The following is a 23,233-nucleotide window of genomic DNA, read 5'->3' as shown; positions in this document are numbered from 1 at the left end:
GACACGCTCACGCTATTTTTTTTCGATCAGGGTGACCGGGCCATAGGAACGGATCAGCAAGGGCAGGGTTTCGGCCAGGGCGGCGAGCGTGCGATCGCTGTCATCCAGCGCGAACACGCCTTGCACGCGCAATGCGGCAGCCTCTGGCGACACCCGCAGGAAGCCGCTGCGGTAAGCGCGCAGGCGCTCGACCAGATCCAGAAACGGCGCGTTGTCGAAGCTGACTCGGCCGTGCAGCCAATCGGTCAGCTGCGCCGGGCTGCTGCCCTGTGCGGTGATGCCGCTGGCATCGATGCGTGCACTTTCCCCGGCCAGCAGGCGCTGGCTGTGGCCGCGCTCGTCCTCGATCAGTAGGTGATCGCTGAGTGCGGAAACCTGGGTGGATGCCTCGTAGCGCTCCACCATGAACCTGCCGCGCAACAGGCTGAGTCTTGCGTGCAGGCTGTGCAGCAACACGGGGCGTGGATCGGCGGCGATGTCCAGCAATGCGCGCCCACGCCGCAGCCACAGTTGCCGCTGGTTGGCACCGAAATCCAGGTCCATCGCGCTGCGTGCATCCAGCGTGAGGGTGCTGCCGTCATCCAGTGTAAAGCGGCGGCGTTGCCCGGTTGCGGTGCGCAGGTCGGCGCTGAGTTCGCGCAGCGGGAACTTGCAGTCGGCCAGCAACGCGGCGCCGCCAGCGGTGAGTGCAAAGGCCGCCAGCGAGCGCAGTGCGACACGCCGCGACGGCCGCAGCAGCAGTTCGCGTGCCTGTTGATCCTGGCCGGGGTGACGCTGGGCAACCTCGCGCAGGAGTTGGAAGCGGCCCTGAATCTCCTGCAACTGCTGCCAGGCCTGGCGATGTTCGGCCGAGGCGTCGAGCCAGCGCTGCAGCTGCTGTTCGCTGTCCGCATCGGCGCTGCCGGATTGCAGCAGCACCATCCAGTCGATGGCAGCGTCCATTGCCGCTTGCCCGCTCATGGAGCCAGATCCGTGTGCTGCAGGTCCTGCAGGCAGTAGCTCCAGGCCTGGCGCAGGTAGCGACCGACCGTGCGTACCGACACGCCAAGCTGTTGTGCGATCTGCTCGTGGCCCATGCCGTCGAGCTGGCTGTAGAGGAAGGCGGCGCGCGCCGGTGCCGGCAGCGACTGCATGCTGCGATCGACCAGCAGCACGGTTTCCAGCAGCAGTGCACGTTCCTCGGGCGAGGGCGAAAACGCTTCAGGGCTGTGCCGCAACTGCTCCAGCCAGGCCTGTTCCAGATCACGGCGCCGACGCAGATGGAACAGCAGGCGCTTGGCGATGGTGGTCAGGAATGCGCGCGGCTCATCGATGCTGGTCAGCGGCGTGCGCGAAGCTGCGACCTGGCTGAAGGTCTCGGCGGTGAGGTCTTCTGCGTCCCAGCGGCACCGAACCTGCCTGCACAGCCGTGCCAGCAACCAGTGGTGATGATCGCGGAACAGGGTGGCGAGGAGGGAAGACGACGCGGGGCTCATCGTTTGTGCAAATGCGAATTGTTCGCATTATGGCACGTGCGGCAGGCGCTGTGCAGCGGATATGTTCTGGTCGGTTGTGGGAGCGGCGTAAGCCGCGAAACTGACAGATTTTCAGATTGCGGTATCAACGAGCGCTGCAGCGATGCGAGCTTCGCGGCTTACGCCGCCCCCACAACCAGAACGAATGCAGTGCCGAGGCTGCTGCCGAAGCAGCAATGCGCTCCCTCCCTTTGCCGAAGGCAAGGGGAGGGCTGGGGAGGGGTAGGGCTTGTGCTGTTGGATTTGTGGTTTCGCGGCTGACGCCGCTCCTACAAGTGCTCAGCGTTGCGTTTTAGCCCCTCTCCCGTTTACGGGAGAGGGGTTGGGGTGAGGGCGCTTCTGCCATTGGACTTCGATCCGTGGCATTGCCAGCTTCGCGGCTTACGCCGCTCCCACAAAACCAGCGCTGCTCAACCCAACAGGGTGCGCACTTTCTTCAACGCCGCCATGAAGGATTCAATCTCTTCATGCGTGTTGTAGAACGCCAGCGAGGCGCGGCAGGTGGCCGCCACGCCGTAGTACTGCAGCAGCGGATGTGCGCAGTGCTGGCCGGAACGCACGGCAACGCCCTGCAGGTCGAGCAGGGTCGCCAAGTCGTGCGCATGCGCGCCTTCAATCTGGAACGACACCACTGCGGCCTTGTTGGGCGCGGTGCCGAAAATGCGCAGGCCTTCAACCCGCTGCAGCTCTTCGGTGAAGTGGGCCAGCAGCTCCTGCTCGCGCGCTTCGATGTGCTCGCGGCCCAGTGCTTCCAGATAGTCCACAGCGACGCCCAAGCCGATGAAACCGGCGATGTTCGGGGTGCCGGCTTCAAACTTGTGCGGGGCGTCGTTGAACACGGTGCCCTCGAAGCTGACTTCCTTGATCATCTCGCCGCCGCCGAGGAAGGGCGGCATGTCCTGCAGATGCTCACGGCGTGCCCACAGCGCGCCGGTGCCGGTCGGGCCGCACATCTTGTGGCCGGTCACGGCGTAGAAATCGCAGCCGATCGCTGCCACGTCCACGGTGAGGTGCGGCGCAGCCTGCGAGCCGTCGATCACGGTGACGATGCCGCGCTTGCGCGCTTCACGGCAGATCTCGCGGACCGGATTGATGGTGCCCAGCACGTTGGACACGTGGGTGAGCGCCAGCAGCTTCACTTCCGGGGTCATTGCTGCATGCAGCGCGTCCAGGTCGAGGCTGCCATCGGGCTTGATCTCGGCCACGCGGATGGTGGCGCCGGTACGCTGGGCAACCAGCTGCCACGGCACGATGTTGGCGTGATGCTCCATGCGCGAGACCAGGATCACATCGCCAGCCTTCAAGCGCGGCAACGCCCACGAATACGCGACCAGGTTGATTGCGAAGGTGGTGCCGCTGCACAGCACCAGCTCATCGTTGCGTACGTTGAGGAAGCGCGCCAGTTTTGTGCGCGCGCCTTCGTAGGCATCGGTGGCCTCGGTGCCAAGCGCGTGTACCGCACGGCTGACATTGGCGTTGTAACGGCGGTAGAACTCGTCCACCGCGCCGATCACCGACAGCGGCTTCTGCGCGGTGTTGGCATTGTCGAAATACACCAGCGGCTTGCCATTGACTTCGCGCATCAGCAGCGGGAAGTCGGCGCGCACGCGCTCCCAGTCGGGGGCGCTGGCCGGGTGGTGGATCGGACGCGGGGAACTGAGATTCATGCCATGCCTGCCTGTTGCAGTGCCTGGTCCAGGTGGCGGGCCAGCTTTTCGGTGAGAACGCCTTCCACCGCGGACAGCGGCTCGTGGCAGAACGCGGCGCTGAGCATTGCGCGTGCCTGTTCGGCTGGCACGCCACGCGAGCGCAGGTAGAACAGCGCATTGGCGTCGAGCTGACCAACGGTGGCGCCATGAGCCGCCTTGACCTCGTCGGCGTCGATCACCAGCGTCGGCTGGGTATCGATTTCGGCATCGGCCGAGAGCAGCAGGTTCTTGTTGGACAGGTTGGCGTCGGTGCCATCGGCGCCTTCACGGATGCCGATGCCGCCATGGAACACCACGCGGCTGCGGTTGGCAGCGACGCCGCGCCAGACCAGCTCGGCGCTGGTGTCCTTGGCGATGTGCTCGATGCCCAGGCGGGTATCGATATGGCGGCGGCCGGTACCCAGCAGCACGCCATTGGCGGTGAGCTTGGCGTTGTCGCCTTCCAGGCGCACGTTGAGCTCATGACGGCTCAGCGCAGCACCCAGTTCCAGGTCGATGCGGCGGTACTCGGCATCGCGGGCCAGTACCGCATCGGTACGCAGCAGCGAGGTGGCACGCGCGCTGTCGGCCTGCACGCGGGCATGCGACAGCACGGCGTCCTGGGCGATGTGGACGTGGACCAGGGTGTTGTCCAGGTGTGCGCTGTCGCCAGCCTGCAGGTGATGCTCGACCAGGCCGAACACGGCGCCGCGACGCAGCTCGATCAGGTGACGGTGATGCCAAGCGTGATCGCTGGAATCTGCCGCGCTGACAAATACCAGATGCAGCGGCGTTTCGCTGACGATGCCATCGGCTACCTGTACCAGCACGCCTTCGTCGGCGAGTGCGGCATTGAGCTGGGCGAACACTTCATCGGCGCGCTCGAAGCGACGGCCAAGGAAACGCAGCGCTTCGGGTTCTTCGGCCTGCACGGCAGACAAGGTGCGCACCTGTACACCGGCATCCAGCGACGACAGATCGCTCAATGCAGCGCTGTGGCGACCGTTGACGAAGACCAGGCGCGGCGACGGGATGTCGGCCAGCAGCGTGGCATCGATGTCCGGGGCCTGCAGCGGCGCAGCGGTGAAGCTGCGGCGCTCCAGCTGGCGCAGCGAGGTGTACTTCCAAGCCTCGTTGCGGGCGGCGGGCAGGCCGGTCTTGAGCGCAGCCTCAAGAATCTCCTCACGTTCGGCGATTTTCGTTGAATCCCCGCACATGGATGTGCGGGCTGTTGCGAAGGATTCGCGCAACGACTCCAGAAGAGCGCTCATTACTTGGCCGCCTCGCGGACCACGCGGTCCTTCAGGAAGTCATAACCGTGGGCTTCAAGCTCCAGCGCCAGCTCCGGGCCGCCGGTCTTGACGATGCGGCCGTCGGCCAGCACATGCACCACGTCCGGCTTGATGTAGTCGAGCAGGCGCTGGTAATGGGTGATGACCAGGAACGAGCGCTCCGGCGACCGCAGTGCGTTGACGCCATCGGCCACGCTCTTCAGCGCATCGATGTCCAGGCCGGAGTCGGTTTCGTCGAGGATCGCCAGCTTCGGCTCGAGCACGGCCAGCTGGAAGATCTCGTTGCGCTTCTTCTCGCCACCGGAGAAACCTTCGTTGACGCCACGGTGCAGCAGCTCGTCCTTCAGGTGCAGCACGGCCAGCTTCTGCCGGACCAGCTTGAGGAACTGCATCGAGTCCAGTTCTTCCTCGCCGCGTGCCTTGCGCTGCGCATTGAGCGCGGCACGCAGGAAGTAGGTGTTGTTGACGCCGGGGATTTCCACCGGGTACTGGAAGGCCAGGAACAGGCCGGCGGCGGCGCGCGCTTCCGGGGCCAGTTCCAGCAGGTCGCCATCTTCAAACTGCACGCTGCCGGCGGTGACGTCGTAGCCATCGCGGCCGGACAGGACATTGCCGAGGGTGGACTTGCCGGCGCCGTTCGGGCCCATGATGGCGTGCACTTCGCCCGGCTTCACTTCCAGCGACAGACCCTTGAGGATTTCCTTGTCGCCGATGCTTGCGTGGAGGTTTTCGATCTTCAGCATGAGGGTGCGTTCTTCAATATGTAGGGTGCGGGGCGATCAGAGCTCGCCTTCGGCGCGATCGAGGAAGGTGGCGCGCAGCCACTGGGTGCGCTTGCGGGTCAGTTCGGCCTTGTTGGCCGAGTACAGCATCGGGTACATCGAGCCGTACAGGACACGCGGATTCTCGTCCTTGCCCACCGGGTAGCGCGCTTCGATGTCGGCATCGCGCAGCGGGATCCACAGGCGCTGGGCCGCGCGCAGCTTGTCGATGGCGACCTGCTGGCCCTGCAGCGTCTGCATCACCTGCCGGTACACCGCGTTGAGTTCGGCGTCGGCGGCGGTGGCTTCAGCCGCCGCGCATTCGTTGATATCCAGCTGGGTGCGGGCGTCGTCGCAGGCCTTGCCCGGCGACGCGGCGGAGGCTGCGAACGGCAGCACGACCAGCAGTAGCAGTGGCAGGCGGCTCATCCGACCGATCCTTCCAGCGACACTTCCAGCAGTTTCTTGGCTTCCACCGCGAACTCCATCGGCAGTTCCTTGAAGACCTGCTTGCAGAAGCCGTCGACGATCATCGACACCGCGTTTTCCTGATCGATGCCGCGCGCGCGGCAATAGAACAGCTGGTCGTCGGAAATCTTGGAGGTGGTGGCCTCGTGCTCGACGGTGGCGCTGGGATTCTTCACCTCGATATAGGGGAAGGTGTGGGCGCCACACTTCTTGCCGATCAGCAGCGAGTCGCACTGGGTGTAGTTGCGCGCGCCTTCGGCGCCACGGTCAACACGTACCAGGCCGCGGTAGGTGTTCTGGCCACGGCCGGCGCTGATGCCCTTGGAGATGATCTTGCTCTTGGTGCGCTTGCCGATGTGGATCATCTTGGTGCCGGTGTCGGCCTGCTGGCGGTGGTGGGTCAGCGCGACCGAGTGGAATTCACCCACCGAGTCGTCGCCCAACAGCACGCAGGACGGGTACTTCCAGGTGATGGCCGAGCCGGTTTCCACCTGGGTCCAGGTCACCTTGGAGCGCGCGCCACGGCATTCGGCACGCTTGGTGACGAAGTTGTAGATGCCGCCGACGCCGTTCTCGTCGCCCGGGTACCAGTTCTGCACGGTCGAATACTTGATCTCGGCATCTTCCAGCGCCACCAGCTCGACCACCGCGGCGTGCAACTGGTTCTCATCGCGCATCGGCGCGGTGCAGCCTTCCAGGTAGGAGACGTAGGCCTTGTCCTCGCAGATGATCAAGGTGCGCTCGAACTGCCCGGTATTGCTGGCGTTGATGCGGAAATAGGTGCTGAGCTCCATCGGGCTGCGCACACCGGCCGGCACGAACACGAAGCTGCCGTCGGAGAACACCGCCGAGTTGAGCGCTGCAAAGTAGTTGTCGCCCACCGGCACCACCGAGCCCAGGTACTTGCGCACCAGCTCCGGGTATTCGCGGATGGCTTCGGAGATGGAGCAGAAGATCACGCCCTTGTCGGCCAGTTCCTTGCGGAAGGTGGTGCCGACCGAGACCGAGTCGAACACCGCATCCACCGCCACGCCGGCCAGCTTTGCGCGCTCATGCAGCGGCACGCCAAGCTTTTCGTAGGTGTCCAGCAGCTCCTTGGGTACTTCGTCCAACGACTGGTACTTCGGGCCCTTGGGCGCGGAGAAGTAGCTCAGCGCCTGCAGGTCGATCGGCGCGATTTCGAGCTTGGCCCAGTCCGGCTGGCGCATGGTCAGGAAGTGACGGTAGGCGTCCAGGCGCCATTGCGTCATCCACTCGGGCTCGTCCTTCTTGGCCGAGAGGGCGCGGATGACGTCTTCGTCCAGACCCGGCGGGAACGACTCGGACTCGATCAGGGTGACAAAGCCGGCGTCGTACTTGCGCCCCAGCTGTTCGTGGATTTCACGGTTCGGACTGTCGACGGTGTCGACCTTTTCAATGATCTCGGTGGCCATCAGGGCTGCCTACGGTTGTTCAGGAGACGACGTCGGCGCTGATGCGTCGACGGTCGGCAAGCGGTAAGGGGTGCAGCATCTGCGCAAGGGTGACGCCGCGTAGGGCGTCGGAAACCACGTCATTGATCAGCCGCCAGTTCGAGCGCACACCGCACTGCCCGGCAAGGCCGCACTGGCTCTGCTCCTGGCTGCATTCGGTGATGGCCAGCGGACCTTCCATCGCTTCCAGGATCTCGATGAGGGTGATCTCGGAGGCCGGGCGGGTCAGCCGGTAACCGCCATGCACGCCGCGCAGGCCTTCGACCAGGCCGGCCTGGGCCAGTGGCTTGAGCAGCTTGCTGACGGTGGGCGGCTCCAATCCGGCGGCTTCAGCCAGATCGGTCGCGCTCAGCACTTCGGCTGGCCGTGCGGCAAGCACGGTCAGGACGACGGTGGCGTAATCGGTGAGCTTGGTGACGCGGAGCATTGCGGCGGCGGGAAATCAATGTGGACCAAAATTGTACGCTTTCTGGTCCGGGGGGCCAAGTTTTGCTGTTCAGCTGGCAGAAACCCCCGCCAATCATGGGACTGCGGCTAACCCATCTCCCCTCGTGGGAGAGGAGGTCGAGGCAGGGAAGCGGGGCGCAGCCACTACAGTTCTCCTCTCCCCTTGTGGGAGAGGATGCCGAAGGCAGGAGAGGGGGCGGCGCAGCCGCTGCTTCGTGCTTTCAGTTTGCCGGGAAGCAACAGAAGGCAAGAGACCACGCAGCGCCACACTCTTGCCAATCCCCAATCCCCAATCCCCAATCCCAGCCCTTGGGTTGTAAAGCCCGATGGGCGAGAATCACCGCCTCACTCAAGTCCCGGCCATGTACATGCCCAAGAAGATCCAGGCGCGCAAATCCTCCATCCACGGAAACGGTGTGTTCGCCGTGGCCGCCATCAAGAAGGGCGAGCGCGTCATCGAATACAAGGGCAAGCGCCGTACCCATGCCGAAGTGGATGCAGACGATGCGGGTGATGTGGAAACTGGGCACACCTTCCTGTTCACCCTGAACGACGACTACGTCATCGATGCCAACTACAAGGGCAACGACGCACGCTGGATCAACCACAGCTGCGATCCGAACTGCGAGGCGATGATCGAAGAGGCCGAGGGCGATGACCGCACCGCTGACAAGGTGTTTATCGAAGCCATCCGCGACATCAAGGATGGTGAAGAGCTGACCTACAACTACGGCATCACCCTGGCCGAGCGTCATACCCCGCGGTTGAAGAAGATCTGGGAATGTCGTTGCGGCTCGCCCAAGTGCACCGGCACGATGCTGCAGCCCAAGCGCTAAGTCTCTGGCGGCGCTGCCTGGATCGGCGTGGTTTTGTAGGAGCGGCGTAAGCCGCGAAGCCACTGCCAGCTCAGGTGCTGCCAATGGATCGTGGCGCAGCCCCGCAGGGAAGACTCTGCTCGGTGGCTGACACCTCGCTAGCTTCGCGGCTTACGCCGCTCCTACAGACAAAGCAAAGAGACCGCAATCGCGGCCTCTTTCGTTTCTACAGCTGTCCGGCTCAGTTGCCCAACAAGCCCTGCGGCACGAAGCTGCCCAGGTTCTGATTGAAGTCGACCGCGATGCGCCCGTTCTGGATGCCGACCGACTTCACCTGCAGCACGCCCATCACCTTGGCAATGGCCGGGTCGATCTTGTAGATCGGCTCACGCCGGGCGTAGTCGGCCAGCCAGCTGTTGAGCAGGCTGCGGGTACTTGAATCCAACTCACCACCACCAGCACTGGGGCGGAAGCCATCAACGGTGGGCTGGTCCAGATGGAAGCCCTGGGTCTGCGCGTCGTAGCGCAGGCCGCTGCTGATCCGCACATCGCCCACCGGCATCGACGAGCCGCCAGCCGCCATGGCCAGGTTGAAGCCCAGGTCCAGGCGGCTGCCCTGCGGCAGGGTCAGGCGCGGCTGGCTGACGGTCAGCGCCAGCAGCCCGCCAAGCGCGTTCTGGGTGCGCGGGAAGCTGCCGTCCAGGTACTGCTGCACGTCGGCGGCACCAACAGTCAATTGCTTGCCGTTGACCTGCGGTGCGGCATCGGCGCTGCCGGCGATGGCGATCAAGGCGATGCAGGGGAGGAGCAGGGAACGCAGGTTCATCGGGCGCACTCGGTGATGGCGGCAGGTTGGAATAGCAAGATAACCGGATAGGGTGAACGGCCAATTAGCAGATTCGCTCCGATCGGACAGAAGTGCGGCCTGTCTGGTCTCCCGCCATTGCGACGGATGAGCGGACCGGTGCGGTATCAGTGCTTGAAGTGCTGTTTTCCGGTCGCGATGATCCGCCGCATAGGCCCTGTAACCGCCGAGGCCTATGCCAACGGCTCCGTTCCGGTGAGGTGATGCCGGCCGTCTGCGGAACAACTAGCCAGGATTGCCGGTGATTTATTCCGCGGGGGTCTGCAACTGCTTGAGTTTGTGCAGCAACTGGCCCAGCTCCGGCTGCAGCGCACTCAACAGGCTGTCGGGCTTGGCGGCCGATTCGGCCAGTGTTTCCAGCAGGCCGGTGACGACCACGATGCCGGCGTCCTCATTGCAGGACAGGCGACGTTGGCCCTGAGCGGACTCCAGCTGGCGCATCCAGTTGTACTGGCTGCGCTGTTCGAACTCGATCGTGCAACGGCCGCTGCACTGCTGGCCGTCGGTCTCGATCGGAGTGACGGAGATTCGGTAGCGATGCTTGCTGATGGACATGGTGGACTACGTGGGGAAGCGGCGGGAGTGGCCACCATAGGCCCGCTCCGGCGCCGGTACGAGGCGTTGGACCATGACGCTGTGTTCCAGTGCTTTTCCCATGTCACGGGCAGAACGCTGCGGCCCATGGGAACGTTTTCCACGTTGCGATCAGGCAAAAAAAACGGGACGGCAGAGCCGTCCCGTTTCTTCGCCAAGGGGCGCGCTGATTACAGCGCAGCGTCCTTGAGCTTCTTGAGCGGACGCACCTTGAGCTTGGTGGTGGCCGGCTTGGCGGCAAACCACTGCTCTTCCTTGGTGAACGGGTTGATGCCCTTGCGCTTCGGCTTGGCAGCAACGCTCACGGTGGAGATCTTCAGCAGGCCCGGCAGGGTGAAGGAGCCAGCGCCCTTCTTGTTGACCGAGGCGGCAACGGCGCCTTCCAGGGCGGCGAACACAGCGCGCACGTCCTTGGCAGCGACCGAGGTGGCTTCAGCGATGTGGGCGACCAGACCGGACTTGGTCAGTGCTTCCTTGATCGGCTTCAGTGCGGCCGGCTTGGCGGCAGCCTTGGTTGCAGCCTTCGTAGCTACTTTCTTCACTGCCTTCTTCGGGGCAGCCTTTTTAGCGGTCTTTGCCATGATTTCCTGTTCCGTGAACGGTTGGTTGTTGGTCGTGCCGACCCCGTCGGCAAGCGAAATGTAGGGCATGAATTGCGTGACGCCAATAGGTAATCGAAGAAAAAGCCCATAAAAATTGGTTCTGGACGTATTTGGACAACAATTCGGTGCTGGAAGTCATGCAAAAACCGGGTTGGACTGCGATCAATCACGGTGTTGCGCCTGGTCTGCGGGCACGCCGTTGCGCTGACAGCTGCACCGCACAAACTGCTAACGCGACGTGGGCTAGGCTGGCCGCGTCATCCACCACGAGGAGTTCCACCATGGGTATTTCGCGTCACGCCACCGCGCATTGGGAAGGCGATCTGAAGACCGGGCAGGGCCGCTTGAGTACGCCGCAGAGCGGCTTGATGGAGAACACCCGCTACGCCTTCAACAGCCGCTTCGGCGATGAGAAGGGCACCAACCCCGAGGAACTGATCGCCGCCGCGCATGCCGGCTGCTTCACCATGGCGCTGTCGGCCAAGCTCAGCGAGGCCGGCTTCCCGCCGACCTCTTTGGATACCCGTGCCGATGTCGACCTGTCGATGGAAGGTGGTCCGCAGCTGTCGCAGATCCGGCTCAAGGTGAAGGCGGTGGTGCCTGGCCTGGACGAGACCCGGTTTCGCGCAATTGCCGATGACGCCAAACAGAACTGCCCGATCTCCAAGGCGCTGAGCGCGGTGCCGATCAGCCTGGACACCGAGTTTTCGGCCTGATCTGGCGCTGGCCCGGCGGGCGTTCAGCGCTGGCCGGGCCGGTTCAGGGTCGTTTCACCCGCCGCGCCTGAGCATCGCTCATCCCTCGTTCCTCATTCCAGCCGGAGTGGTTACTGCCATGAGTCGTTCGCTAGCTGTTGCCGCTGTCCTTGTTGTCGGTGGTCTGGTCGCCTCCAATGCGTCCGCACAGCGTTATGACAACGGTCAATACCGCCCCAACGGTTCTTACGATGATGGCCAGTACCGTCCGGATCCGCGCTACGACGATGGCCAATACCGCAGCGGCGACAGCGCCGGAAACGGCGCGGTGTACGACTACGCGCGGGTGGTGCGGGTGGATCCGGTCATCGTCAACGGCAACCGGGGCCGTAGCGAGCGCTGCTATGAGCGCAACGATGGTGGTTATGTGGATGGCAACAATGGTTATCAGGCCGGCGGCTATGGCAACAACAGCTACGGCAACAATAACGGCTATCGAAATGACGGCTATGACCAGCGTGGCTACGACAACGGCCAGTACCGGCAGGGCAGCGAAAGCGGTCGCCAGTGGGCGACGGTGATCGGTGGCCTGGCCGGCGCGGTGATCGGCAGCCGCATCGGCGGTGGTGATGGCCGCTACCTGGGCACCGCGGTCGGCACCATTGCCGGTGGCGCCGCCGGTCGCGCCATCTACGAGGCCAGCAATCGGCCCAACTATCAGCGCGGTGACGTCCGTGTCTGTGAGCCGGTTGGCTACGGCAGCGAGAGCGAGCGTGTCGACGGTTACGACGTCACCTACGAATACGCTGGGCGGCAGTACCACACCCATCGCGACTACCACCCGGGCGAGCAGATCCGCGTACGCGTGGACGTAAGCGCCGACTGAGCGCAGAGGGCGCTTCTGCCCGGATGAGGTGCAGGGCACGGTTTGTCAGGTTGGGCCGATGACGGCATAGTCCACGCATTCCGTTGCGGAGAGTGCCTGATGCGTCGTATTGCCTGTGTAGCCCTGTTGCTCCCTTGCCTGCATGCAATCCCGGCCCAGGCCGAGGTCAAGCTGCTGGTGGCCGATACCATCCGCACCGGCGACCCGGCGCAGCCGGTGGTCGGCGCAATCGCCTGGGAAAGTGACAGCGGCAAGGTACTGGATGTGGGCAGCGCCGATGCGCTGCTGCAGTTGTACCCGCAGGCACCGCGCATCGACGTGGGCGACGCGACCGTGGTGCCCGGGCTGATCGATGCGCATGCGCACATCATGGGCCTGGGCAACACCTTGATGCAGGCCGACCTCACCGGTGCGCGCAATCGTGGCGAAGTGTTGGAGCGGCTGAAGGCCTTCGAGAAAAACCTGGCCCCAGGCGAGTGGCTGCTGGGCCGCGGCTGGGACCAGAACCGTTGGGACAACACCGATTTTCCCACCGCCGCAGATCTGGATGCGGCGTTCCCGCAGCGTCCGCTGTACCTGGAACGCGTCGACGGCCACGCCGGTTGGGTCAATAGTGCGGCCATCCGCATTGCCGAGAAGACCGGCAAATCACTGTCCGGGGACTGGCAGCCGGAAGGCGGGCGCATTCTTCGCGATGCCGCTGGCAAGCCGAGTGGCGTGCTGGTCGATGGTGCAGCTTCACTGGTCTATGCGCAGATCCCGGCATTGGACGATGCTTCGCGCGAAAAGCGTCTGCAGGCAGCATTGCAGGCCGCGGTCAGCAATGGTCTGACCGGTGTGCATGATATGGGGGTGTCGCGAGAGGACCTGACGCTGATGAAGCGTCTGGCCGACCAGGGCAAGCTGCCGCTGCGCATCGACGCCTATGCCGACGGCAACAATGAAGCGCTGGAGGACCTGTGCAAGGCCGGCCTGTACGCCCATCCAGGTGGTCGCCTGCAGATGCACGGGGTCAAGCTGTACATGGACGGCGCCTTGGGTAGCCGCGGCGCAGCCCTGCTGACCGCTTACAGCGACGACCCGCATAACCACGGCCTGCTGATGACCTCGCCGGAGGAATTCGAAGTCGCCGTGCGCAAGGCCGACGGCTGCAAGGTGCAGGTCGCCACCCATGCGATCGGTGATCGCGGCAACCGCATCGTGCTGGATACCTACGAGAAGGTGCTGGGCACCCACAAGGACGCCGATCATCGCTGGCGCATCGAACACTCACAGGTGGTGTCGCTGCAGGACATCCCGCGTTTCGCCAAGCTCGGCGTGATCGCCTCGATGCAGCCCACCCACGCCACCTCGGACATGGGCTGGGCCGAGCAGCGGGTCGGGCCGGAGCGCATCCTCGGTGCCTATGCCTGGCAGCGTTTCCTGCACAGTGGCGCACGCTTGGCCTTGGGCTCGGACTTCCCGGTGGAGCAGGTTGATCCGCGTCTGGGCCTGTATGCCGCCGTCACCCGCCAGGACCGTGACGGCCAGCCGCCGGGTGGCTGGCAGCCGGAGCAGCGCCTGAGCGCCGCCGAAGCGCTGCGCGGCTTCACCAGCGATGCGGCCTGGGCGGGCCATGACGAAGCGCAGGTTGGCAAGCTGCAGCGCGGTCTGCGTGCCGACTTCGTGGTGCTGGATCGTGACCCGCTGAAAGTCGCCGCCGACCAGCTTGATGACCTGAAGGTGCTGTCGACCTGGGTTGATGGTGAGCCGGTTTACAAGGCGGCTCTGCCGGAGGGTTGAAGCTGTGCGACTGTAGTTCGAGTGGAAGAGTGCCGAGGATGTTCAGAGAGGTGCGTCTACTTTCGGTAAGAAGCGCGAATTTGGGAGAAAGGCTGGATTCGCGCGGAGTCGTATCGTGGGATTCACCAACGACTCTTTCGATGAAGCAGACGTAACTTTTAGCTCTGCTGTCTCCGTCGTCAGTGGATACGCAGCCGTCGCCTGCAGTGTGGCTGCGATGCCGCTTCCCAAACTGGGCTCGTCGGTGATGGCATTTCTCAGTTACGAGGCGCGGTGGACAATAAGGTCGTTCAGGCCTGTTTCTTGGGATTGGCATCGGGTGGAGCCAAGAGGCGGGACGTGACAAGGTGGCTACTCTTGATGGCTTTGGTGAGTACGTCGCCGACGACTTCTGCTGGAGTTTTCGGCAGTGGATCGGCGTCCATTCTTCGGCTCCTTGAAAGCGCTCGATTCGACGAAGCGTTGCCTGAACTATTGGAGTGTCGTGAGACTGAGTTGAGTACTAGTCCGGAGGCCGCAACCTCTTGTGGGCTGGCAATGGCTGGAATCTTGCGTTCCCAGGGGCGCGCTTCAGAGTGGGCTGAAGGCCTGCTCTGGTTTAGAGAGCGTGGTTTGCCGGCTTCCGGAACCATCGAAGAATCGAGTTTCTACATGGCTCGCTATGATGGTCTGATTGACTTGCGGAGGGCGGCAGCAGGAAAGCCTTTTGGTGCTTTGATTCCTTCAGGGCCGATCGTCATGCCGGCGCCAACGAATGCGGATGTGCTGGATGGTTTGGATGTAGATAATCACTACCTATTGCCTGTGCAGGCTCAGGCTACGCAGGTGGCGGCGATAGTCGATACTGGAAGCATTGACCTCATCCATATGTCGGCTGACACAGCCGAGAGGCTGGGAATCGTAGATGTGGTTGGGGAGACAAGCCCGAAGTCTCGCCCGTTCTCTGGTGTAACCCCCGACGGCCCGGATCAGTACAGGATCGCGCAGTCCTTGAGGATTGGTGCTATCGACTATTCAAACGTGCTGGTCAGGGTTGATCTCGACAATAGAATCAAGAGTACGATTGTAGGTATGGGGTTCTTGTCGAGGTTCAAGAACGTCCGGTTTTCTCGCAATAGGTTGACGTTCAACCAAGATCGCTTGAATGTTGGCTGTGAACGGGTGAGTTTTCGTTTTGCGGCGTCGCCGTACCTGACGAGTAGTAGTCTTGTGTTTGATTCGACGTACAACGGGGAGCCCTATCGCGCTGTTCTGGATACCGGGATGGCCGCAACGCTTGGTTTCGTCAATCCGCTGGCGCAGAGTTTGGCTGTGGCTGGATTGCCTGAGTTCACCCCGCACGTACCTGACGGAGATGCTTCGCCGTTCAAAGTGTCCAGCCAGAAAGTTCAGGTTGGATCAGTGGAAGTATCGGATGCGACTTCGTTGCTCTTCCACATGTCTGCTGCCTCTGACTATCAGATTGTCATTGGAGGTGGGGCCAAGAAAGCGGTGGATGTTTACCTGGATTTTCAGCGTGGCTATTTTTGTTTCTTGCCGCCGGAGTGATAGCGGTGGGGATGGTCCGTGGCTCAAATTTTCGACTTGGAGTTCATTGTTCAGGAGATCAACGGAAGGAATGCTTTTCTTTTCGTCTCACATGAATGCCAAGCGCATCAGGCCCGGGCTGGATCCACCGGCTGGTCATGCAGGCTGCGCAGCTTCTTCTTGTTGATCTTGCCCACGCTGGTGCGTTCTATCGAGTCAACGAAGCTGACGCGGTCGGGGATCGCGTAGCGGGAGATGTCGCCTGCGCGGCTGCGGGCAGCGACCAGCTCGATGATCTCGGCTTCGGTAACCGTGCTGCCTGCGTGCCTGACCACCAAGGGCAGCGGCCGCTCGCCCCATTTCGCATCGGCAATGCCGATCACCGCGACCTCGTTGACCGCCGGGTGCATGGCGATGATGTCTTCCAATGCCAGCGATGAGATCCACTCGCCGCCGGTCTTGATCACGTCCTTGATGCGATCGGTGACGCGCAGATAGCCGCCGCTGTCGATGTTGCCGATGTCGCCGGTATGCAGGTAGCCGCCGGCCCACAGGGTCTCCGAGGCCTCCGGATTGTGCAGATAGCCTTGGGTAAGCCATGGCGCGCGTACCACCACTTCGCCGGTGGCGATGCCGTCGTGGGCGACCTCGCTCATCTCTTCATCGACGATGCGCAACTCCACCAGCGGTACCGGAATACCGGCCTTGGTACGCAGCGACAGCTCCTCATCGGGGCCGGCCAGGGCGTCAACATCAATCTGTGCGAGGGTGAGCAGCGGGCAGGTTTCGGACATGCCGTAGCCGCCGAAGATGTCGATGCCGCGCGCCAAGGCCTGCTGCGCCAAGGCACGCGGCAGTGCGGCGCCGCCGATGATGACTTTCCAGCCGTGCAGATCGGTATCTGCTGCGGCAGGGTGGCCCAGTAGCATATGCAGGATGGTCGGCACGCAATGCGAGAACGTCACTTTCTCGCGCGTGATCAGGTCCAGCAGCTTGCCCGGCAGGTAGCGGCCCGGATACACCTGCTTGATGCCCAGCAGCGTGGCCGCGTACGGCATGCCCCAGGCGTGCACATGGAACATCGGCGTGATCGGCATGTAGACATCACCGCGATGCAGCCGGCCCTGGCTGGGCGCGCTGCCCAGCGCCGCCATCGCCGCCAGCGAATGCAGTACCAGTTGCCGGTGGCTAAAGCAAACGCCTTTGGGCAGACCGGTGGTTCCGGTCGTATAGAACATGGTGGCGCGGGTGTTTTCGTCGAAGTCGGGGAAGTTGCTGATCGGCTCTGCTTGCTTCAAGCCCACTTCGTACTCGGTAGCAAAGCCATCCGGGAGCGGGCCGCCTTCATCGTCCAGCAGCACCCGCGTGCGCAGGTCCGGCAGCTGTTCTTCAATGCTCTCCAGCACCGGCAGGAACTCGCGGTTGGCCAGGATGACCCGCGCGCTGCTGTGATTCAGCGTATAGGCGATCTGCTCCGGGGCCAGGCGGACGTTCACCGTCATCAGCACGGCGCCGATCATTGGTACCGCGAAATAGCTTTCCAGATAGCGGTTGCTGTCCCAGTCCATCACCGCCACGGTGTCGCCGGGCTTCACTCCCAATGATGTCAGCAGGCCGGCCAGTTGGCCGATACGCGCCTGCAGCGTGCGGTAGTCGAAGCGGACCTTGTCGCCGTAGACGATTTCCTGATCGGGATTGATCGCCAGCGGCGTGTGCAGCAGCTGCTTGATCAGCAGCGGATAGGCGTAGGCGCTGAATTCGGCTTGGTCGGAGCGTGTAACGAATGACATCTGGATATCCTGGTTGGCAGCGCGTCAGCGGCCGGAGACTGCGGGAATGGACAGCTGCGAACGCTGCAACGGTGCCTCCGCGCGCGGCGTTGGTTGGATCAAGGCATCCTGCGGCAGGGCACGCGCGGGATCTTCGAGGTGATCCCATATCTGGTCCATTGCCGCGAACATGTAGGGCAGCAGCGGTACGTAGCGCTTGCGGTAGTCCGGGAAGGCCAGCAATGAGTCGAAGTGCTGTCCGTTGCTTACCCGCCAGTAGGCAATCTGCGCGCCAGCCTCGCGTGCAAGCGGCACATAGCGATCGCTGGTCATGCTGATCGGCACCAGCCCGTCGTCGGTGCCGTGGATGACCACGATAGGCAGACCGCGACGCGGTGTTTTGGCGGCAGCGTCAGCGATGCCTGCGCGTACCCGTTTGGCATCGGCGCTGTCAGCCATACCGAGCGCACGCAGGCAGTTCGGGCCGCGCAGCGGGTCTTCCGCCGACTGGGCGGCATTGCCGTCCACCAGCACCACGCCACTGCCCGGTGGAATGCCGCTGCCTTCGCTCCACCAGCTTGCGCGCAACTCGGCGGCGGCAGGCGTGGGTTTGCCATCAGCACCGAGGGCGAAGTAGCTGTAAGCGCAGGGATGTTCGCCAGCACCGTAGCGACCGTAAGCGGACGCATAGGCCACAGCGATCGCACGCCAAAGATCGAAGCCGGTCGAGAACGCTCCGGCGCGCAGCGCGCCATCGCTGAGTCCTGCGTCGGTGAGTTGCCGGCGAGCCGACTGTGCCTGTGCGGCGGTGTCCTCGCCTTGCACCAGCCCGGCCGATTTCAGGATGGCGCAGCGCTGGGTCCATACCGGCGCCGCTTGCGCCTGCATCGGCGGTTGCGGCAGATCATCCAGCGCAAGCAGCGCGCAGGGCATCAGCAGCGCGGATTGGGTGACGAAGTTGTAGAGCGGCGGAGCGCCGGCCACCGAGACATTCGGCTCGCCGGCCACCATCGCATCGAACCAGTCGCCCTCGATCTCCGCTGCACGCAGCACCGCACCGCCGCCGTTGGAGACACCTGCGCCCAGCGTGCGGGTATTTGCGGGGGTAAACGGTGCCGATTGCGGGTAGGCACGGTCCAGCGCCTGCAAACCGAACTGCAGCGCCTGCAGCAGATGCCGGCCCCAGTCTGCTTCCGGGTTGTCACCGGAATGGGCGTGCTTGAAGGCGATGCCATGCGTGGCTTTGGTATCGGTCGGGGCGAAGGCCAGTGCGCCCTGCGTCGCAGGCGTGCCGTCGGCCTGGAAGCCGCTCCTGGCGTCCAGATCGTAATAGTCGCTGCCGGTGCCCTTGTCGGTATAGGCGACCGCGCAACCGTGGGCCAAGCCCCAGCTGCCGGCGACCGATATTGCGCCATAGATGCCGCGCGAGCCGGAGGAGGCCGCCGCTACCAGGCAGCGCTTTGCTGGATCGAAATTGTCGGGAACCTGCACCAGCACGCGATGCGGCTGGCGGGCGCCGGAGATGCGCACATAGGCCGAGAACTCCCGGCCCGGCGCTGCCTGCAGATTGCCGTAGACGTCGCCGAAGCCGCCGCCTGGGGTGAGGTCGGCGATGCCGCGCCAGCTGCTCCAGATCGCGCGGCGGCGTGCTTCCTCGGCGGTCGGCTGGGCCGGGCTGGCGAATGCCGGCGCGGCAGCGGCGCGCAGGCCATCGAGGCCCAGGCCAGCCGTCAGCAGATCATCGCCGCCGCGGTGCTCGGTTTCGCGCCATTGTTCGAACACGGGCACGGCAGCAGCAGGGCCGGGCTTGGCGGCATGGGCGGCGGAAACGCAGCCCAACAGCGGCAGCGCGGCGCAAAGCAGGGTAACGGGGCGGGGGATGTTCATTGCCCCACACTAGCAAGCCAATGTTTACATGCCAGCGTACCTAGGTACCCGTGCCCGGCCCAAGCTTAATTTGCTAACCTCGCCAGGACATGCCGACCCTGCTTATCGCCGATGATCACCCCTTGTTCCGCGCAGCCTTGCATCGCGCGGCCGAAGAAGCGGTTGATGACCTGCAGATCAGCGAGGCCGATTCGCTGGACAGTGTGCTGGAGGCGATCGAGAGCCAGCAGATCGACCTGATGCTGCTGGACCTGCACATGCCGGGCAACCACGGTCTTGCTGGTCTGGCGACGATCCGCGCCCTGCAGCCGGGGCTGGCGATCATCATCGTCTCGGCCAATGAAGAGCCGCATGTGATCCGCCGCGCCATCGACCTCGGCGCTGCCGGTTACCTGCCCAAGAGTTCGGGGCTGGTGGATCTGCAGCAGGCCTTGCAGACCGTGCTTGATGGCGAGCGCTGGATACCAGCGATGCTGCGCGAAACCGTTGCCCGGGTTGCACCTTTCAGCAAGGATGCAGACCTCGCTGCGCGCCTGGCCAGCTTGTCCGCGCACCAGTACAAGGTGTTGAGCCTGGTGGCCGAAGGGCTGCTCAACAAGCAGATTGCCGATCGCCTTGGTGTGCAACTGCGCACGGTCAAGGCGCATATGACCCGCATCATGGGCCGGCTCGGTGTACGCAACCGCGCGCAGGCGATCCGTGTACTGCACGAGATGGGTCTGAATGATCCGTCGCGGCAGATTGAAGAGACGCAGGACGCCTGATCCGCGATACGGCGCTGGCCGATCAACGGATCCGGCGGTGTCTGCTTAGGGTCAGCTTGCGGCGGTGCTGCGCGTAGCCAGCAGATGGTTGATCGCCCAACGCAGCGCCAGTGGCTTGAACGGCTTGTTCAACAGCGACAGCCCGACTTCGCGCACCGCCTCGCGCGTATCGCTGCCGGTATCGGCGCTGAGTATCACGGTCGGCCGTTGCCTGCGCGCGCCATCCAAACGCTTCCACAGCTGGACGCCGGTATCGCCATCGTCGAGGTGGTAGTCGAATAACCACAGGTCCGCCTCCTGTGCGGATGCACCGAGCTCGCTGGTATCGCTGTACGCGCTTACCTCGCAGCCCCAAGACAGCAGCAGCTGCCGCATCGCCTGCAGCGCGTCCGCATCGTTGTCGACCACCAGCACGCGGGTGCCCTTGATGGTGCTGGTGCCGCCCGAGGGCGCGTCATTGCGTGTGGCCGGCGGCGGGCTTGCGCGTGTCACCGTGATGGAGAACGCCGAACCGCGGTTGACCACGCTGTGCAGGCCGAGCGGTGCATGCAGCAGGCCGGCGATGCGGTGCGCAATCGCCAGTCCGAGCCCCAGCCCTTGGCCATTGCTGCGATCACCGCGATGGAATTCCTCGAACACGACGCTCTGCTGCTCCGGGGTGATGCCGGGGCCGCTGTCATGCACGCCGATGGTCAGCGTGTTGCCATTGCGACGCGCGCCGAGCAGCACGCCACCGCTGCGGGTGTAGCGGATGGCATTGGCGAGGAAGTTCTGCAGCACGCGGCGCAGCAGCAGTGGATCGCTGTGTACCCAGACGCGGCTGCGCACGTAGCGGAACTGCAGGCCGCGCGCGGCTGCCAGTACCGCGAATTCCTGCGCCAGGGGATCAAGCACGGTCGACAAGGCGAACGGGCGCGGATCGGCGACCAGCCCGCCAGCTTCCAGCCGCGATATGTCCAGCAGGCCAGACAGCAGATCGTCGGTGGAGTCCAATGCACCACGGATCTGGCGCAGGAAGCTGTCGAGGAATTCGGATTCGATGTGCTGCGACATCGCATCGGTGAGCAGCTGCGCGGCGTGCAACGGCTGGATCAGGTCGTGGCCGACCGCGGTCAGGAAGCGGGTCTTGGCCACGTTCGCGCGCTCGGCCTCATGCACGGCCTGTTCCAGGCGCGCGGTGCGGTCCTGCACGCGCAGCTCCAGGGTTTCGTTGCTGCGCTTGAGCGCGTCCTCGGCCATGCGGAAGGCGGTGACGTCGGTGAAGGTGGCGACGTAGCCGCCGCCGGGCATCGGGTTGCCACGGATTTCGACGATGGTGTTGTCAGGGAAGATGCGTTCGGACAGATGCGGCGTGCCACGGCGCATATGCGCGATGCGACGGTTCAGCGCCTTGCCGACGTTGTCACCCGGGGCGTCGCCGATCTTCAGTTCGCCCAAGGCCCATGCCGTGAGATTGGCGACTGGCTGCCCGACCTGCAGCAGTTCGGGCGGGAACTTGAACAGCGCGGCATAACGGCTGTTCCAGGCCACCAGCTGCAGCTGGGCATCGACCACGCTGATGCCCTGGCTCATGTTTTCCAGTGCGGCTTCCAGTAGACGCTGGTTGAAGCGCAGTGCCTGTGTTGCTTCGCCGACGGCGCGGGTGACCGCATCCAGCGGCGCGGCGCCGCCGTCACGTGCTGCCTCGACCAGCAGCCTCGCCATGCCTGCGCCGACCACGGCGGTCAGCTCGCGCTCGATGGCGGTGACGCGGTCGTGATCCAGCATCTGCCCGTCGTGCCCATCCATCAGCTGCCGCGCCCGTTCCGGGCCGAGGAAGCGTCCGGCGGTCTTGCGCATCGACGCGGCTGCCACGGCGTCCTTCTGCAGCGGCAGCGATGGACGTATCGCCCGCGATACCAGTGCAACGGTGATCAGGTTGACCGCCAGGCTGACGCTCATGCTGATGGCGATATGGCCGGGCTGCATGCGCAGCGAGAACAGTGCAAGCCAGTGCAATCCTTCGCCGCCGGTTGTTGGATCGGGTGCCGGGATCACCATCGGCAGCAACACCAGCCACAGCCAGACCAGCGAGCCCAGCACGATGCCGGTCATGATCGCAGGCGAGGGCGTGCGAGGGCGATACACCGCCAGCAGCACCGCCGGTGCCAACTGCGACAGTGCGGTGAACGACATCAGGCCGAAATCGCTGAGGGCTTCGGTGCCGCTCATCGCGCGGCTGTACAGCCACGACATCAGGAATACGGCGAGGATGCCGGCACGGCGGAATGCCAGCACGCGCGGGCGCAGGTCGGCACCGGCATCGTTGCCGCCGCTGTTAATGCCGCCAAGCAGATGCGAGCCAAAGCCGTGGTTGCCGAGCATGATCGACAAGGTCAACCCGGACAGGATCATCATGCCGGTGGCCGCGCTCAGGCTGCCCAGGTAGGCGAGCAGCGCCAGCAGGTGGTGGCCGCGTTCCTGCGGCAAGGCCAGTACGTAGAGGTCCGGCGATACCGACGCCGGCAGTTGCGCAGCGCCGGACAAGGCCATCGGCACCGACGGCAGGCCGATCAATAGCAGGTAGAGCGGGAACAGCCAGCGTGCGGTCTTCAGATCGGAAGATTGGCGCAGCTCGACCACGCCGACATGGAACTGATGCGGCAGGGTGAACGCCGCCATCGCACCCAGCGCGACCATGGTCAGGAAGTCGGGAATCACCGCCGGCGGTGGCAGATGCGCCATCTTTTCCAGCAATGGCGTGCCGGCGCGATGCACCGAGATTGCCGCATACAGGCCAATCGCCAGCAGCGCCGCCAACTTCAGCAGCGACTCCAGCCCCAGCGCGACCACGATGCCGCGGTTGTGTTCGGTGGCCGAGGCCTTGCGCGCGCCGAACAGCATGGTGAACGCGGCCATCGTCAGCGCGAACCAGAACGACATGTCCAGCTGCCAGCCGTTGGCGGCGAACGTGTCGCCGAGCAGCGCGCTGAGCCCCTGGCTTACGGCTTTGAGCTGCAGCGCGATATAGGGAACGATGCCGAACAGCGCGACCAGAGTGATGGTCACGCCCAGGCCCTGATCGGTGCGCAGCCGTGCGACCACCAGGTCGGCGATGGTGGCGCTGTTGTGTTGCTTGGCCAGGCGGCCCAGCCGTGCGAGGAATGGCAGGCCCAAGGCGAAGATCAGCGCCATGCCGATCAAGGTCGGCGGGATCGGGAAGCCCCATTGCACGCCTTGCGAGGCGGCCCCGTAATACGTCCAGGCGGTGCAGTGCACACCAAGTGACAGCGCATAGACGGCTGGCCAGATCCTGCCCAGACGATGGCCTTGGCGCTCCCCCCACAGGGCGACGCCGAACAGCAGCACGGTCCATGCGATGCAGGCGAACAGGACGATGGAGGGCGTCAACATCGCTCCAGTGTA

21 protein-coding genes are annotated in these 23,233 nt (G+C 64.2%); 6 read left to right on the top strand and 15 right to left on the bottom strand.

The genetic code is table 11. The annotated features are described in order from the left end of the window. Positions 1–12 precede the first annotated feature (12 nt). From ACVOLL_RS02305 to ACVOLL_RS02270, 8 genes are all read right to left on the bottom strand, one after another. On the bottom strand, positions 13–960 hold the full coding sequence (locus tag ACVOLL_RS02305) for a FecR family protein (RefSeq protein ID WP_481511406.1): 948 nt from the start codon (positions 958–960) through the stop codon (positions 13–15). After that, entirely contained in the window at positions 957–1,475 is a 519-nt protein-coding gene (locus ACVOLL_RS02300) for a sigma-70 family RNA polymerase sigma factor (RefSeq protein ID WP_481511405.1), read from the bottom strand. The genes ACVOLL_RS02305 and ACVOLL_RS02300 overlap by 4 nt, the downstream gene beginning before the upstream one ends. A gap of 449 nt (positions 1,476–1,924) precedes the next feature. After that, positions 1,925–3,181, bottom strand: coding sequence for a cysteine desulfurase (locus ACVOLL_RS02295; protein WP_481511404.1), 1,257 nt, complete (start codon positions 3,179–3,181; stop codon positions 1,925–1,927). Further along, a complete protein-coding gene (gene sufD, locus ACVOLL_RS02290) occupies positions 3,178–4,473 on the bottom strand; it encodes a Fe-S cluster assembly protein SufD (RefSeq protein ID WP_481511403.1) in 1,296 nt (431 codons plus the stop codon). Before sufD ends, ACVOLL_RS02295 begins: the two co-directional genes overlap by 4 nt. Beyond that, complete coding sequence (gene sufC / locus ACVOLL_RS02285; protein ID WP_481511402.1) at positions 4,473–5,237, bottom strand: Fe-S cluster assembly ATPase SufC; 765 nt, start codon at positions 5,235–5,237, stop codon at positions 4,473–4,475. The genes sufD and sufC overlap by 1 nt, the downstream gene beginning before the upstream one ends. Positions 5,238–5,273: 36 nt before the next feature. After that, positions 5,274–5,684: a lysozyme inhibitor LprI family protein gene (locus ACVOLL_RS02280; RefSeq protein ID WP_481511401.1), complete on the bottom strand. Its 411-nt coding sequence runs from the start codon at positions 5,682–5,684 to the stop codon at positions 5,274–5,276. Further along, entirely contained in the window at positions 5,681–7,156 is a 1,476-nt protein-coding gene (sufB, locus tag ACVOLL_RS02275; protein WP_481511400.1) for a Fe-S cluster assembly protein SufB, read from the bottom strand. Before sufB ends, ACVOLL_RS02280 begins: the two co-directional genes overlap by 4 nt. Positions 7,157–7,175: 19 nt before the next feature. After that, positions 7,176–7,622: an SUF system Fe-S cluster assembly regulator gene (locus ACVOLL_RS02270; RefSeq protein WP_057627263.1), complete on the bottom strand. Its 447-nt coding sequence runs from the start codon at positions 7,620–7,622 to the stop codon at positions 7,176–7,178. A gap of 388 nt (positions 7,623–8,010) precedes the next feature. On the opposite strand from ACVOLL_RS02270, the gene ACVOLL_RS02265 reads away from it, so the two are divergent. Beyond that, complete coding sequence (locus ACVOLL_RS02265; RefSeq protein ID WP_481511399.1) at positions 8,011–8,478, top strand: SET domain-containing protein; 468 nt, start codon at positions 8,011–8,013, stop codon at positions 8,476–8,478. 220 nt (positions 8,479–8,698) lie between these two features. Here ACVOLL_RS02265 and ACVOLL_RS02260 read toward each other — a convergent pair whose 3' ends face one another. From ACVOLL_RS02260 to ACVOLL_RS02250, 3 genes are all read right to left on the bottom strand, one after another. Next, positions 8,699–9,283, bottom strand: a complete 585-nt coding sequence (locus ACVOLL_RS02260; RefSeq protein WP_481511398.1) for a YceB family lipoprotein — start codon at positions 9,281–9,283, stop codon at positions 8,699–8,701. Positions 9,284–9,568: 285 nt separating this feature from the next. Continuing rightward, positions 9,569–9,877: a DUF3861 family protein gene (locus ACVOLL_RS02255; RefSeq protein WP_481511397.1), complete on the bottom strand. Its 309-nt coding sequence runs from the start codon at positions 9,875–9,877 to the stop codon at positions 9,569–9,571. Positions 9,878–10,086: 209 nt separating this feature from the next. Next, complete coding sequence (locus tag ACVOLL_RS02250) at positions 10,087–10,497, bottom strand: HU family DNA-binding protein (protein WP_481508646.1); 411 nt, start codon at positions 10,495–10,497, stop codon at positions 10,087–10,089. Positions 10,498–10,799: 302 nt separating this feature from the next. Between ACVOLL_RS02250 and ACVOLL_RS02245 the strand changes: the two genes are divergently transcribed. The 3 genes from ACVOLL_RS02245 to ACVOLL_RS02235 all read left to right on the top strand — a co-directional run bounded on the left by ACVOLL_RS02245 (position 10,800) and on the right by ACVOLL_RS02235 (position 13,881). Further along, the gene (locus ACVOLL_RS02245) at positions 10,800–11,234 is read left to right on the top strand and encodes an OsmC family protein (protein WP_481511396.1); all 435 of its coding nucleotides are present in this window, start codon (positions 10,800–10,802) and stop codon (positions 11,232–11,234) included. Positions 11,235–11,352: 118 nt separating this feature from the next. Further along, a complete protein-coding gene (locus tag ACVOLL_RS02240) occupies positions 11,353–12,099 on the top strand; it encodes a glycine zipper 2TM domain-containing protein (RefSeq protein WP_481511395.1) in 747 nt (248 codons plus the stop codon). Between the two features lie 99 nt (positions 12,100–12,198). Continuing rightward, positions 12,199–13,881 carry an amidohydrolase gene (locus ACVOLL_RS02235; RefSeq protein WP_481511394.1) on the top strand — a complete coding sequence of 561 codons (1,683 nt, stop codon included), beginning with the start codon at positions 12,199–12,201 and terminating at the stop codon, positions 13,879–13,881. Between the two features lie 290 nt (positions 13,882–14,171). Here the strand turns inward: ACVOLL_RS02235 and ACVOLL_RS02230 are convergent, their stop codons facing one another. Then, positions 14,172–14,306: a hypothetical protein gene (locus ACVOLL_RS02230; RefSeq protein ID WP_481511393.1), complete on the bottom strand. Its 135-nt coding sequence runs from the start codon at positions 14,304–14,306 to the stop codon at positions 14,172–14,174. A 112-nt stretch (positions 14,307–14,418) separates the two neighbouring features. Here ACVOLL_RS02230 and ACVOLL_RS02225 point away from each other — a divergent pair, with 112 nt between their 5' ends. Next, complete coding sequence (locus ACVOLL_RS02225; RefSeq protein WP_481511392.1) at positions 14,419–15,429, top strand: hypothetical protein; 1,011 nt, start codon at positions 14,419–14,421, stop codon at positions 15,427–15,429. 107 nt (positions 15,430–15,536) lie between these two features. On the opposite strand, the gene ACVOLL_RS02220 is transcribed toward ACVOLL_RS02225, so the two are convergent. Next, entirely contained in the window at positions 15,537–17,198 is a 1,662-nt protein-coding gene (locus ACVOLL_RS02220; RefSeq protein ID WP_481511391.1) for a fatty acid--CoA ligase, read from the bottom strand. 24 nt (positions 17,199–17,222) lie between these two features. After that, positions 17,223–19,064: a 3-hydroxybutyrate oligomer hydrolase family protein gene (locus ACVOLL_RS02215; protein ID WP_481511390.1), complete on the bottom strand. Its 1,842-nt coding sequence runs from the start codon at positions 19,062–19,064 to the stop codon at positions 17,223–17,225. An 89-nt stretch (positions 19,065–19,153) separates the two neighbouring features. Between ACVOLL_RS02215 and ACVOLL_RS02210 the strand changes: the two genes are divergently transcribed. Beyond that, positions 19,154–19,828 (top strand): response regulator transcription factor, encoded by a 675-nt coding sequence (locus tag ACVOLL_RS02210; RefSeq protein ID WP_313170456.1) that lies wholly within the window; start codon positions 19,154–19,156, stop codon positions 19,826–19,828. 51 nt (positions 19,829–19,879) lie between these two features. Here ACVOLL_RS02210 and ACVOLL_RS02205 read toward each other — a convergent pair whose 3' ends face one another. Further along, positions 19,880–23,221: a hybrid sensor histidine kinase/response regulator gene (locus ACVOLL_RS02205; protein ID WP_481511389.1), complete on the bottom strand. Its 3,342-nt coding sequence runs from the start codon at positions 23,219–23,221 to the stop codon at positions 19,880–19,882. Between the last annotated feature and the right edge of the window lie 12 nt (positions 23,222–23,233).

This window comes from Stenotrophomonas sp. STEN035, from assembly GCF_056759935.1.
This window is presented reverse-complemented; position numbering and strand designations above follow the sequence as displayed.